General features: G+C 39.6%; 7 protein-coding genes. All 7 read right to left on the bottom strand.

Features of this window, described 5'->3' with window-relative positions:
- Nucleotides 1-32: 32 nt before the first annotated feature.
- The 7 genes from B1A77_RS09950 to B1A77_RS09980 all read right to left on the bottom strand — a co-directional run bounded on the left by B1A77_RS09950 (nucleotide 33) and on the right by B1A77_RS09980 (nucleotide 14,244).
- Complete coding sequence (locus B1A77_RS09950; RefSeq protein ID WP_077708621.1) at nucleotides 33-5,111, bottom strand: TonB-dependent receptor plug domain-containing protein; 5,079 nt, start codon at nucleotides 5,109-5,111, stop codon at nucleotides 33-35.
- A gap of 186 nt (nucleotides 5,112-5,297) precedes the next feature.
- On the bottom strand, nucleotides 5,298-10,319 hold the full coding sequence (locus B1A77_RS09955) for a TonB-dependent receptor plug domain-containing protein (RefSeq protein WP_187658823.1): 5,022 nt from the start codon (nucleotides 10,317-10,319) through the stop codon (nucleotides 5,298-5,300).
- Between the two features lie 232 nt (nucleotides 10,320-10,551).
- On the bottom strand, nucleotides 10,552-11,442 hold the full coding sequence (locus B1A77_RS09960; protein ID WP_077708623.1) for a helix-turn-helix transcriptional regulator: 891 nt from the start codon (nucleotides 11,440-11,442) through the stop codon (nucleotides 10,552-10,554).
- A gap of 257 nt (nucleotides 11,443-11,699) precedes the next feature.
- Entirely contained in the window at nucleotides 11,700-12,095 is a 396-nt protein-coding gene (locus tag B1A77_RS09965; protein WP_077708624.1) for a YbaN family protein, read from the bottom strand.
- Nucleotides 12,095-13,462 carry a PTS ascorbate transporter subunit IIC gene (locus tag B1A77_RS09970; RefSeq protein ID WP_004696684.1) on the bottom strand — a complete coding sequence of 456 codons (1,368 nt, stop codon included), beginning with the start codon at nucleotides 13,460-13,462 and terminating at the stop codon, nucleotides 12,095-12,097. Before B1A77_RS09970 ends, B1A77_RS09965 begins: the two co-directional genes overlap by 1 nt.
- A 29-nt stretch (nucleotides 13,463-13,491) precedes the next feature.
- Nucleotides 13,492-13,767, bottom strand: coding sequence for a PTS sugar transporter subunit IIB (locus tag B1A77_RS09975; protein ID WP_004696686.1), 276 nt, complete (start codon nucleotides 13,765-13,767; stop codon nucleotides 13,492-13,494).
- A 21-nt stretch (nucleotides 13,768-13,788) separates the two neighbouring features.
- Nucleotides 13,789-14,244, bottom strand: a complete 456-nt coding sequence (locus B1A77_RS09980; protein ID WP_004696688.1) for a PTS sugar transporter subunit IIA — start codon at nucleotides 14,242-14,244, stop codon at nucleotides 13,789-13,791.
- Between the last annotated feature and the right edge of the window lie 103 nt (nucleotides 14,245-14,347).

The following is a 14,347-nucleotide window of genomic DNA, read 5'->3' on the forward strand; positions in this document are numbered from 1 at the left end:
TGTAACCTTTCTGCCTGTTTACAGACTGAACATTAGAACCTGTAGGTCCCTTGAATTCTTGTATAATCGCCTAACTTAAAGCTTTCACTACCATATAAAGTGTCTCGTTTATTAGTGCCCTTCGCATCAAATGTATAGAATGCTTCAAGGAGCAAATCCTTGCGCGGTACATAGCCGGCACCAAATGTAAAGCTACGAACACCATCTAAGTAACGATCAGGTACTGCACCCGTACCATTACCACCGAAGAAGGAGCCATGTTCAAAGTATTTGTAATCGATGAACGCATTCCAAGATTTCGGAACATCTAAATCAGCACGCCCAATATCTAGACGAGCCATCCAGAAGTGTGGTGTGCCGCCCATTTGATGACCTTTTAGAGTAAAGTCTGCTGTGCCACGTTCATGTTGATATACGGTATTACCATTGAGGTAACGTCCTAAGTTAGAACGATTTTGACCGTAATCAACCGTAACAGCTGCATTAGCACCAAGTTGATACTTAGCACCGATACCAAATACATGAGCTACATTGGAGAAGCTGTATTCATCATTACTGTTTCCATTAGCATTTAAATATGTATGTGTTTTACCGCCAAAGGAACGTAAGTACCAAGCTTGTAAACCAAGACGAGCACCAATTTGTTTCTTGTATTGAATAAATGCGGCCTTATCGATGGCTGGTACAGTATCTTTTTCAAGAACTACACCTTCTGTTCTGATCAAGTTGCCAATGACCTTACCGATTGCTTCGCGTGGTAATTTATTTTCAGACTCTGCGTCATGTACAACTTTTTCAAGATTATACATATAGTTAAACAATGCATTAGGCATACCCCAACCATAGTAAGAACCACCTTCGCCATAATCACCAGAGGACATGGTGAAGTTCTTTTTGTAAATGGCATCTTTAGCATCATAATCACTAAATACGTATTTACCACTATCGTATTTGTAAGTCTTTGCACCTAAGAAGCCAGTGAATTCATAATCACTTGACGGTTGACCATAGTAATCATAAGATCTCTTAAATGTACCATCAGCTTGTTTCACCCAAACTTCGTCAAGCCCACTATTGTTATAATTACTCCAGTTATCTTTTGCATTATATTTGGCAATTTCTGTAATCGATTGATTAATCTCAGCTGCATGTTTATCAACATACTCTTTAGGATTTAGCAAGGCTTCTTTATTATCAGAGGATACGATAAGACCTTTTGCCTTTTCTTTCATAGATTCAGGGTACAATGGGGAATTTACGTTATACATAATGTCGCCTGTTTTATACAGTTTTTCCCCTGTTTTCTTATTGGTGATTTCATACATTGCATACCCACCAGATGGGATATCAAGGGAGAATTTAGTCCCTGCCATATCTGTAGGATATGCTTTTGTAAGAATATCTTGTAATCGACCCATAATTTGAGCTTGTTTTTTCTGAGTTTCAGCTAATTTAGCATTAGCCTTTTCAATTTCTTGATCACGGTTCGGATTACTCCATCTTAAGTCTAAGCTTTCTTTATAAGCTTCGTATTCAGCTTGCAAGTCTTTGAGCTGTTGATAGAAATAGAGGCTATCTGTCTTACCTTTGTAAGTGGAGTTATAAATACCAGTTGGACTATCTGGAGCTGCCGGATCTGTTGAGGTCTTCTTCTCACCATCAGAACCGGTTTTAGTAGCACTCTCAATATCGTATGGATAATCATCGCGATTGATACCAATCAATTCAGCTGCTGTTGGTGGTCTAAAGATAACTTTATGCACTGCATGTGTATATGCAGAATCAGTGATACCTGTACTATGTTTGAAAGTACCAACACCAATACGAACTTGAGAATCATGGCCATTCCAAACAGCACGAACGCCATCATATGATTGACCAAACCAGTAGCCACTAACGCCCATAGGCTCAGTTAAACGCCCTACGGATACGTCCCATTTCTTAACGCGTCTTGTAAGATCAACTGTATCGAGTCGTTGATGGTTGAGACCTTTGGAATCAGATTTTGTCCAGCTTGTATCTACTCCACTCATGCCACTCATGCTACCGATAACTTTGAGGTTAGTGAACTCATTGAGTCGAGCATCAAAGCCAAGGCGTAAGCGTTGTTCAAAACTATGACGATTAGCATCGTACATATTGGCTTTTGCAGAACCGATGGCAGAGTTTGCTCTAAATGGAGATTGCGGTCTATTAGAACCATCATGTGCCATCCAACGCGCTCTATAGTCGCCAACCATTGTAATACCACGTTCTTTAGTAGTATCAAAATCAGAACGAATAAAGTCAGTTAAACGAACTACATCAGCTACATTTTGTACACCAGATTCAGAATTTACCACTTCACCATTAGCTATATTAGCACCTGTAGCATTAACGTTTGCACCATTCTTAGTTTTGCCGATGGCCGTAGTTTTACTACCATCGCCACCACCAAATTTAAGGTTAACACCCATGCGGTATACGCGTTCTTGTGTGGCACGATCATCATCGCGATGGTTAAAGATATTGTTGATACCGAAATACATCATGGCATTTTTATTGAAACGTTTTTGAATCATTACATTCCAAATGCCAAATGTTTTCTTTTCATACATTTGTTTCTTATAAACGCCTGCATCACCAGACAAGATATCTGGCCAGTAGTTACCACCATTATTAAGAGTATTACTATCAAGCATATTGATATAGTAATCACCCCAGATGGAGCCATTCCAACCGGATTTAGGGTTATCATAAGTAATGCCAATATCAACTTTGTGCATTGGTTTATCCAATAATTGACGTGGCATGGATGGATCGCTTTTGTTGATGGCGTGTAAATATGTATAACCTAATTTACCAGACCAATATTTGCCGAATTTTTGTTGTACTTCCGCTTGCAACCCTGTAATTTCAGCTTTACCAATATTTTTAAAGCTATAAATCATATCCGGTGCACGTTGGTATTTCGCATCACCTTTGAGATATGGTGCGAAGTCCATAAAATCACCAGTGAAGTATACAGACATATAGTTCTTAATACGGTTATGGAATACACCTACGCGTGCATATGTATTTTTATTTTCACCTTCCAAGCTCATGTCGAAATTGACTGATTTTTCTGGTTTCAAATTAGGATTGCCAGCCCAATACCAACCGAGTTTTGCTACCCCAATCCCTACAGGGTTAGAAGCATACATTTCCCAGTTATACCACAATTCGCCCATACCAGGTTCTGTATAACCAGTACCTACATTGGCTTTAAATCTGCGATGTGTATTACCGTTAACGTTATATGTCATACCCAAGGATGCAGATACGTTAGAACCAAACAAGCTACTATTATCAAAACGCACAATTGGAGACAATGTTAAATTCTTATTGACTTGCCATGTATCAGAAATGTAAGCGTTTATTTTACGAATCGTACCACTACCAGTAGTCAAGCGTTGGTCGCGATTACGGTACTCTTCCAAGAAAGCCTTACCATTTAGCTTAGGCGCTTTCTTACGCATTTCTGGATCGTTAGACTCACCATATTTAAAATAGTCGCCTACGATATTTGCACGATGCGCCGCCATTTCAGGATTTTCCGATTTCAACCGATTTTCTAAAGCATAATATCGCTTCTTAAATTCATCCGTTACGGGCTGATTATTCGGTGATGTGCTTGACCATTCACTGAGTCTGCTTTCCGATAAACCATAATTCACATAATCATCGTACGTAATGCCCGGCTTTTGTGCCTTTGTTTCAGCCCCATAGTATTCATAATCCATATCCCATTGCGGCATGCCGCCACCGGAATTAATGAATTTATAGTCATGGATGTGAGAGTAAACTTTAACACTATTATCGCCTTTACGTCGCACGAGACGATCAAGGCGGTCTACTAACAAGCTTTTATCGTAATCCCATGGATCAATGTACATCGTACTTGTATTAGGAGAACTCTTTAAGCGACTACCAGAACCTTCTTCACGAGCATAGCTAACACCATAGCTTAGCAAATGATTTTTATTGACTTGCGTATTAGCATTTACTCGAATATCTAATTGACGATGATCGATGTTATCAATATAACGCAACTCATTAGAGCCTTCATAAGCGGAACGACCTGTATAGTTAATGAGCGCTACGTCATTTTCTTTAATACGAGAGTAATTAGTTTCTACAGTCCAGTCACTCTTTCCAGCTCTAGAGGACCATTGCAGATTAGCTGTATTACGATCTGCGGTACGTTTGAAGTGTTGCTGTGGCTCTAAGTCGGAGTCGGAGTGCTTAACATCGCGCACAAGATCTTCCGTGTAACGATTAAGTCGCAATTCCACCTTATTTTTATCATTTGCCTCGTAGGTCGCTACAAGACCGATATCTGCCGCATCACCATAGTAACGAAGTACATTTGGCTTGAAGTTATGTTTTGCGTAATCAAAGGCCATCCCAGAGGCACGACGTTTAACAGATGCTAGAACAGGCATAAGATCTCGTTTACTACCTGATAAACCAACCTTTAACTTGCCCATTTGACCAGAATCGGCACGAATGAAGAAGTTTTGGAACGGAAATACATCGCCATCGCTCTTGCGACGCAAGCCTTCAGCATTAAATTGTACGGATGGTTTCTTTTGTGCTTTTTTAGTGATGATATTAACTACACCACCTACTGCATCAGATCCGTATTTAGCACTAGCCGCACCTTGAATAACTTCAATTCTCTCTACGTTCTCTGTACCCAAACGTTGTACTTCATCGGCCGCACCAGAGTACTTATCAAAATCACCTAGCACTGGTTGACCATCTACGAGGATAAGAGTGTGACGCGCTTCTGCACCGCGAATGGACACGCCCACACGCCCCATAGCATCAACTGTTCTAGATACGCCTGTTTGCGTAAAAATAATGTCTTCAACGGACTTCGCCTGTTTCTTTTCAATCTCTTTCTTGGTAATGATTTGCACTTGCTGTGAGTTCAATTTTGCTTCTTCTTCTGCCCATGTGCCTTTCACATTAACAACATCTGTAGTGACAGTCGCATTATCTGCCCAAACCACTAGAGGTGCGCTAAGCCACAAGGCAACTGCACTAGACAGGATTATGGTACGCTTTGTATGTCCCCACCGGTTCATTATGCCCTCCTAAACTTATAACTAAACATATGTCTTGTATCTCCCACACAAAAATTAAAAAGATACACTTCACCAACATTAATGACATTGAATATCATTCACATTTTAATGTTAGCAAAGTGTATCTTGCATATCTACTCCGAATAGACCAAAAATATACGTTTCGGACAAATCGGATATAAATTTTTAGAATTTATACGTCATTTGGAAACGAGTATAATTCCCAAGTTTAAAGTTTTCAGATCCATATAAGGTATCTCGTTTATTGATCCCTTTTGCATCAAATGTATAGAATGCTTGTAAAAGAAGATCTTTAGTTGGCACATAGCCACCACCAAAGGTAAAGCTCTTAATACCATCTAAGTAACGGTCAGGAACAGCCTCTGTACCATTGCCACCAAAGAAGGAACCATGGGCAAAGTATTTATAGTCTACATAGGCATTCCAAGAACCAGGTTTATTCATATCGGCACGACCAACATCAAAGCGCAATGCCCAAAAATGAGGTACACCACCTACGTCACGGCCCTTGATATCGAATTGAGAGGATCCAGCCTTATGGTCATAATGAGTATTGCCATTCATGAAGCGACCAAAGTCACTACGGTTTTGTCCATAGTCGAAGGAAACACTTACATTATGATTTAATTGATACTTAGCTCCAACGCCGAAAACATTAGCCATATTGTTGAATTCATGCGCTTCTGTAGCATTACCATTCGCCGTATAGAAGCGATAGTCACTACCGCCAAAGGAGCGTAAGTACCACGCAGCTAAGCCAAGTCTAGGTGTTACCATATGTTTAACTTGAACATAGGTAGCCTTTTCAATTGGTGGAATTGTATCCCGCTCCAATACGACACCTATTGAAGGAATAACAGCACCTGTATATTTGCCTAGCGCCTCTCTCGGCAAACGACTGTTGCCGTCCGCTTTTTCAAGCATTCGGGCCAAGCTATTAAAGTACGAAGCTATCATAGAAGGATAATAGGCACTTCCTTTTACGTTAATAAGACCAGACGTGCCGGAGTCGTTAATATCAACGACATTCGCCTTATAAATAGACTTGTCCAGCCCGTCAAAGGCATTATCTTCAAATTTCATCATGTACGGATTATTGCCAAAGCTATAGGTTGCTATATCTTTCGCCTTGGCACGATACGCCTCCACGATAGCCGCCTTATTCTGATTGTACCAATTTGAAATAAACGTTTTTCCACCATTGGAAAGAACAGTGGTATCACTCAACTTCATTTCAAACAATGGGTTTTTCTTATCAAGCCCAATCGTTCCCGGTGCTATTTTCTGAGTGAAAGTACGTTCGTCTTCATACCATTGTTCATCATCTTCATCATAGTATCGCGATTTATAAGAATACGTTACTGACACATCAGGCATCTTAATCGATACAGTCTGTTTAGCCGCATCCACACCATAAGCTTTCACCGCGATCTCCTGCATCCGGCGCAACACATCAAACTGCGCAGCTCGCAACGGTTCCCGTTCTTTCGCCACACGAGCTTCCACATCCGGCAAAGATGCTTCCAACTTTGCCAACTCCGCTTTTAATGGAGCCAGTTGATCCGCGGACATGCCGTCAATAAATTCTTTAGACCAGATATCGGAAGTCATATCGTCGATTTTCTTCTTTAATGTACCTACCTCCGCATCTAAGATGCCTTCCTTATCGCGCAAGGCTTTTAATTGCTGGTAGAAATTAATAGTATTCCCTGCGTTTGGTACGATGAGTTCCTTATTGGCACCGTCCGAATCCATAGTAACACCTAAGAATTCCTCTACCGTTGGAACCCGTTTAAAATGCGTATAAATAGCATGAGTATAAGCACTGTCGCTAATTCCCGTACTATGTTTAAAGGTCCCCACACCGATACGGACTTGAGTATTCTTATTCGTCCAAACACTACGAAGGCCGTCATATTCTTTATTAAACCAATAACCTGTAACCCCCATAGATTCAGTAATACGACCAACACTATGATCCCATTTAGAACCGTGATGTGTTACATCTAGTTCTTCGAGACGTTGATGATTAAAACCTTTAGAGCCTTCTGTTTCATGACTGCTATCTACACCAGCTTGGCCAGAAGCACTACCCACAACACGTACATTCGTATTATCGTTAATACGAGCATCGACACCGACACGTATACGTTGATTCAAGCCATGTTCCTTGCGGTCCGCCAGATTCTTTGCGGCCTCGTCGGATACGTAACTTGTAGCAGTCACCCGCGTAGCAGGACGATCAGATCCAAGATGACTGTCATTACGTACACGATAATCACCTACAAGTTCCATACCTCGTTTTCTGTCTGTATCGAAAGGACGCGTAATAAAATCCTGCAGCATAACCGGAGGTAACGATTCAAACTGCTCCTTCGTAAGTTTCGTTTTACTTTCACCTGAACCGAAACCGAATTTCATATTTAATCCGATACGATATACTCGAGCCGATAAAGCCCGATCATCATCACGATGATTAAAGAGATTATCAATACCGAAATAGATTCGTGAATCCTTATCAATCTTCTTTTGAATCATCAAATTCCATATGCCATAAGTTTTATGTTCATACATATCGGCGGTTTTTCTATTATTCAAATTATATCTGATAACGGAACGATCGGAATTATTAGGATCAATATAAGATACCATATAATTACCGCCACCAGACAAGGAGTTACTATCCAGCATATGAATATAATAATCTCCCCACAGACTACCGCTCCATCCGCTAGCCTTATCCTCAAAATCCACACCGATATCCACTTTATGACGAGGTTTATCCAGTAATTCACGAGGCATATCTTTATCGCTCTTATTAAGCGCTCGTAAATACGTATATCCCAAACGGGCCTTCCAGTGTTTATTCAAAGTTTGTTTAACTTCAAATTGAAGTCCCGTAATTTGGGCCTTGCCGATATTACGGAAACTGTAAATCATATCTGGTGCATGAGCAAATTTCGCCGCTCCATATGTGGTAGATTCATCATACTGAGGATAAAAATCCATCAAATATCCCGTATTGTAAATCGACATATAATTCCGAATATTATTATGGAATACGGTTACTTTACCATAGGTATTTTTATTTTCCCCTTCCAAAGAGAGGTCGAAATTCATGGATTTCTCTGGTTTAAGGTTCGGATTTCCGACCCAATACCAACCTAATCGGGCTTCACCGCCACCGATTGTGGCATTTGTAATATTTGGGCCATACATTTCCCAGTTATAATACAGCTCGCCCATACCAGGTTCCGTATAACTGGTACCCACATTAGCCTTTAATCTGCGGTGTACATTTCCATGTACATTATGAGTCATACCGAAATTAAACGACCAGTTGGAGCCAAATAAATCACTATGATCCAGTCTTATAATTGGTGATAAAGTAGTATTTTTATTAACCTGCCACGTATCCTGAATAAAGAAATTCTGTTTCTTGATCTCTGCACGTCCTGCGGTCTGTTGATTAACGCGTTTTAAATACTCTTCTTTAAAATAAGCTCCGTTTAATTTCAACTTCGTAGAATCAAAATCCGGTACGGCGCCATAGTAAAAGCTCGGTAAATAGGCATCATAAAGTGCTGGATAATACTTACCGTTTTCATCTTTTCGGCCCTCCTTATTAAAATGATAGTCTTCAATAAATTCTTTATTCTCCGCTAATAAACGTTTAGCAAACTGCTGATATCGCGCATAAGCTTCAGGATTCCGTTTTTTCAGCGTACGCTCCGTCACGGGGCCGTCCACAAGCCCCATTGCGGCCGCTGAATCAATCCCCGCCTGGGGATCCAAATATTGAAGATATTCTTCATAAGTAAATTCCGGCAATGTATTTGGCTTGCTTTTATCTCCGTTATACCATTCTTTCTCCTTATTCCACTGCTCTACACCGGCCTCGTTTTTTCTGAAAGAATGGTCATAAATTGTGGATGAGGGAACACCGTTTTTTACTGCCAGACTTTTATCATAATCCCAGGGGTCGATATGCCGTTTATAGGTATGAGGCGCATTTTTAAGTCTGCTACCTTCGCCTGTCTCCCGTATAAACCCAATACCATAAGACAAGAGATGTTTCTTATTGACTTGCGTATCTGCCCCGAGTGTTACGCTCCATTGACGATGATCTACATTATCCACATAGTTTAATGTATTTTTCCCTTCATAGGTACTGTTCCCGTAGTCACTGGTTAATGTTACATCATCTTCTTTGGTCCGAGTATAATTCAGCTCCGCTTTCCACGAACTCTTATTGTCCTGACCAGTATACGTCAAATTAAGATTGTTCCTATCTAAATCCCGTTTGTAATGAACCTGAGGTTCCAAATAAGAAGTACTGCGCTTTACATATCGTTCCAAGTCTTCATTATACCTATCGATACGGACTCCCAAAGACTGTTTATCATTAATATCATACGTAGCGGCCAAACCTATATTGGAATTTGTACCGTAATATCGTAGGGAATTCTTTAAAAACCCGTGATCTTCATCATTGGTCATAGCGCTGATACGACGCCGCTCGCTAGCATAAATAGGCATAATATCACGTTTACTACCGTGAATATTAACTTTTAACTTACCTAATGAGCCGGAATCAGCGCGCATAAAGAAATTGGAAAACGGTACGATATCACCGTCGCCTTTAGTTCTACGACCTTCCCCATTAAACTGAAGGCCAGCGGTCTTACGCGGTTTATTGGTAATAACATTGATAACACCACCGATGGCATCGGATCCGTATTTAGCACTGGCTGCACCTTGGATAATTTCTATACGTTCCACATTTTCTGTACCGAGACGTTGTAATTCATCACCAGCACCTTGATATTTGGCAAGGTCGCCCATCACAGGCTGTCCATCCACAAGAATCAAGGTATGACGAGGATCCGCTCCACGGATAGATACGCCGACGCGCCCCATCGAATCGACGGTTCTAGATACGCCAGTTTCGGAAAATACAATATCTTCTACGGATTTTGCCTGCTTTTTGACAATATCCTTCTTCGTGATAATCGTCGTCTGTTGAGACTCTTGTTTTGCCTGCTCTTCAGCCCATGTACCGCGAACATGAACCACATCGGTTGTTACAGTCGCATTGTCCGCCATAACCACCGGCATTTGCAACCAGCACGCTACTGCGCAGGATAGTATGACATATCTCCTTGCCCGCACCCAACTCCTATTCATTAAATTTCCTCCACACATATATTTAACCATGCATATAAAAATACACTTTACCACTATAACCAAATGACATTGAAAATCATTTACAGGTTTAATAGTAGCAAAGTGTATTATACATATCTACTCCGAATAGACCAAAAATATACGTTTAGGACAATATTTAATTTTCATAGACTATCAAACTTAGCCTAAAGCACAAAAATTTTTAGCTAGGATAATATAAGGTCCAAATTATTTAGACCTTACGATAAGCACTTGGCGTTACACCAGTAGCCTCTTTGAATGCACTAGTAAATTTACTACCATTCTCATACCCTACCGCATTAGCGATTTCTAAAATAGACTGATCTGAGTCTTGAAGCAATCGCTTCGCCGCATTAATACGACATTCTTTTAGATATTGATGTATGGTTGTACCAAATACACCTTTAAAGCAACGTTTCAGGGTAGATGTAGGAATATCAAACTGTTCAGACAAGGAATCAATAGTAATACGCTTCATAAACTGTGTTGATACATATTCACTTACAGCTTTTACAATATCTACCTGTTGCTTTCTATAGGTACTTCTCTTTTCAGGATTAGCTGTAGAGATAACAGATAATAATAAAAAGATTTCAATCACTTTTAATTTAAAATAGTGCTCTTTTATTTGATCTGACACATTATATAAACTGGAAAAAATGTGACGAACAGTTTCCGTTTCTTCCATCATCATACCAAAATCAGAATGCTCACAAAACCGATTGGCCAACTCAGTCAAATCAATTCGAGAATCACTAACAAGTGCATCTAATACGGGTTGTGCCTTTTCAACATCTACTAATAATACAATTCCTTTAAATAATTTTGTAGGAAAGTAATTTTCATGTTGATAATCAGAGCGTATATGCCAACCTAACGACATATCCCCTGGCCCCATATATAAATACTCACCAGATGAAAACTTGCACTCTATGCGCCCCTCTTCACAGTGATTTATAGCAAACGTCTTGGTATGTGATTTAGCATAAAATTGAATCGTCTCTTGCTTCACATCTAGAAACATTAGATCGATACCGTCAAACACCGTATACCTTGACATAGATGTTCCAGCATGTGAAACCGCATGATTATGTGGATTCATACTATCACCATATACACAAATTCTATAAACATAAATTAATAATATTATATTATAGTATACTTATTGATAGTCATTGTCAACTTCAAAATAGTAATAATTCATTTTATATTTAAAAATATAAGCTAGTTAGCTTTAGTAATATAGAATAATTAATATCATCATTAAGATATAGTTAGTTTGCTATAAAATAAGCCTCATAAATTAAACTACAAGAACTTAATTCATGAGGCTATATTCAAAACTAAGGATATAAGTTTCTATTTTTTTGTTTTAATAATAAAAGCTATTGCTATGACATGAGCTACCCATATAATGCCCATAACCATTAGAGCAATAGGCATATCTTGACTAAAATAGGCACCAATTGTCATTATGGCACTAACGGATACGAGAATGGACAACTTTGCCCGCAATGTCAACGCTTTATCGCGTTCATAAGCAGCAACAGTCTTTTGATATAAACTAGACGCCAAAAACATTTTATGGAGTCGTTCAGATCCACGAGCCAAACAAAATAACGTTAGCATATAAAAAGGAACTGTTGGCAATAGTGGTAGTACGATACCTGCTGTACCAAGGGCAAAACTTATGGCCCCAATAGTCAGGAATACATATCGAACAACTACATTACGATGTTGCTCAGTTATTTTCATTAATCCTCTTCTACGTAGTTAATAACTTTACCCTTTGTTTTAATAAAGTTAGGAACAATGAGTACTAAAGCGGCAATAGCTACAATGCCATAAATACCTGCCATACCTACCCATTCATAAGCATTACCTAATACTAGACCCATTACGGCAAAGTCCGCATCACCAAAGGTTGTATTTTGGAAGCCTAATTGACCAAGAACAGGAAGCGCCAAAGCTGGCAAGAATGTAATAGCCAAACCATTTAGGAAAGCGCCTACTGCTGCACCACGACGGCCACCAGTAGCATTGCCATAAATACCTGCAGTGGCACCACAGAAGAAGTGTGGCACAAGACCAGGAATGATTAATACGCCACCTACAGCACCAAGGATAAGCATACCGATAATACCACCTATAAAGGAGCTAAGGAAACCTAATACCACCGCAGTTGGAGCATAGGTGAAGAATACGGCACAATCTACAGCTGGAATTGCATTAGGGATAATTTTTGTAGCAATGCCTTGGAATGCAGGAATTAAATCACCTAAGATCATACGCACACCAGAGTATACGATTGTTACACCAACAGCAAAGTTCATAGCACTCATAACAGCGTATAAATATGGGCTCATATCACCAGATAAAGTGGCTACAAACTCGGAACCTGCCGCAAAAGCCGCAATTAAGTAGAATACAATCATAGTTAATGCTGTAGATAATGTTGAGTCCCGTAAAAAACCCCATTTTTCTGGTATTTCAATATCTTCTGTACTATCTTCAGCTTTCCCAACATATTTGGCAACCCAAGCCGATAAATAGTAGCCTAAACTACCAAAATGGCCAATGGCAATTTCATCACCATCTGTCACTTTAGATGTATAACTTTGACCAATAGCTGGAGAAATAGCAGACCAAGCCCCCATTAAGAAACCACCTACAAGTATGAGTTCCATGCCGGATAAACCAGCTGTACCAAGTACGGCAGACATAAGGCATGCCATAAATAAGCTGTGATGACCTGTTAAGAACACATATTTAAACTTGGTGAAACGTGCAATACATAAGTTCATCAATAAGCCTACAACAAGAATAGACATTGTTTCAACGCCAAGTACCTTTTGTGCAACAGCTACGATAGCTTCATTATTTGGCACTACACCAGTAATATGGAATCCATGTTCAATCATTTTTCCCAATGGGTCAAGATTGCTAACGATAACACCCGCACCTGCAGCTAACATTAAATACCCGAGAATAGGTTTTAATGTACCCGTCATTATTTTATGAAACGGACGTTTCAAGGCGATCAAGCCTATACATGACATAATACCAATCAAAAGTGCCGGTTGAGACAGCACATCACGCAAGAACTCTAATACCATTTCCATGGCACTACCTCCTATATAATTGTTACATATTATTGAGCAGCTTGTTTTAATGCTTCAAGAACATCTTCTGTAATCTTCTTTTTATTAATATAGCTACGAACAATAGCAACATTTTTATCGTCAAATTGTTCAGCCAACTCTTTCACAGTTACAATGAGGTCTGCCTTACGACCTTGAGCCGCGTTAAAATCGATAGATTCAACTTGTGCATCGATACCATTTTCAGCACAAATTTCTTCAATTTTCATTTTTAACATCAAGCTAGAACCAATACCATTACCACATACAGTTAATACAGAAATCATACTTGCCTCCTTCTAAACGTATTATTGCTCGTCTAAATGCTCTGCCAGGAATGCTTGAACATCATCGATACTTTCAAAGTCAACGGCCGCATCTAAGAATTCTTCATCCTCAAATAAAGTGGCAATATCTGTTAACAATTGAATATGCTCATCTTTGTTGGGAGCACATAAAAATAATGCGACAGATACAGGGTCATTATCAGGACTGCCAAAATTCAATGGTTTTTCCAATGTCACCAAAGCCGTTCCTACACGCTTTGCACCATGTTCTGGGCGAGCATGTGGCATAGCAAGACCTGGAGCCAATACGATATATGGGCCCATTTCGCGAACTACTTCAACCATAGCCTCTGTATAAGATGGATCCGTAAAACCCGCATCAACCATCAGTTGACCACCATGACGAATAACATCCTCCCACGTCTCAGCGGGATAATGAAAGGATACATTATCCTCAGATAATAAATCTTGTATCAAACTAACACCTCCTAAACGTACTTCTGTACATATAATTCTATTATAGCTATTATAATAAATTTTTCATATATCAAAATAACAATGAACTTATAAAAATGAATAA

The organism is Veillonella parvula (assembly GCF_002005185.1).
Taxonomy (GTDB): domain Bacteria; phylum Bacillota; class Negativicutes; order Veillonellales; family Veillonellaceae; genus Veillonella; species Veillonella parvula_M.

Coding starts and splice junctions, on each gene's coding strand:
- B1A77_RS09965 (WP_077708624.1), bottom strand. CDS start 12,095: ATGAAAATAACTGAGCAACATCGTAATGTAGTTGTTCGATATGTATTC.
- B1A77_RS09970 (WP_004696684.1), bottom strand. CDS start 13,462: ATGGAAATGGTATTAGAGTTCTTGCGTGATGTGCTGTCTCAACCGGCA.
- B1A77_RS09955 (WP_187658823.1), bottom strand. CDS start 10,319: ATGAATAGGAGTTGGGTGCGGGCAAGGAGATATGTCATACTATCCTGC.
- B1A77_RS09950 (WP_077708621.1), bottom strand. CDS start 5,111: ATGAACCGGTGGGGACATACAAAGCGTACCATAATCCTGTCTAGTGCA.
- B1A77_RS09975 (WP_004696686.1), bottom strand. CDS start 13,767: ATGATTTCTGTATTAACTGTATGTGGTAATGGTATTGGTTCTAGCTTG.
- B1A77_RS09960 (WP_077708623.1), bottom strand. CDS start 11,442: ATGAATCCACATAATCATGCGGTTTCACATGCTGGAACATCTATGTCA.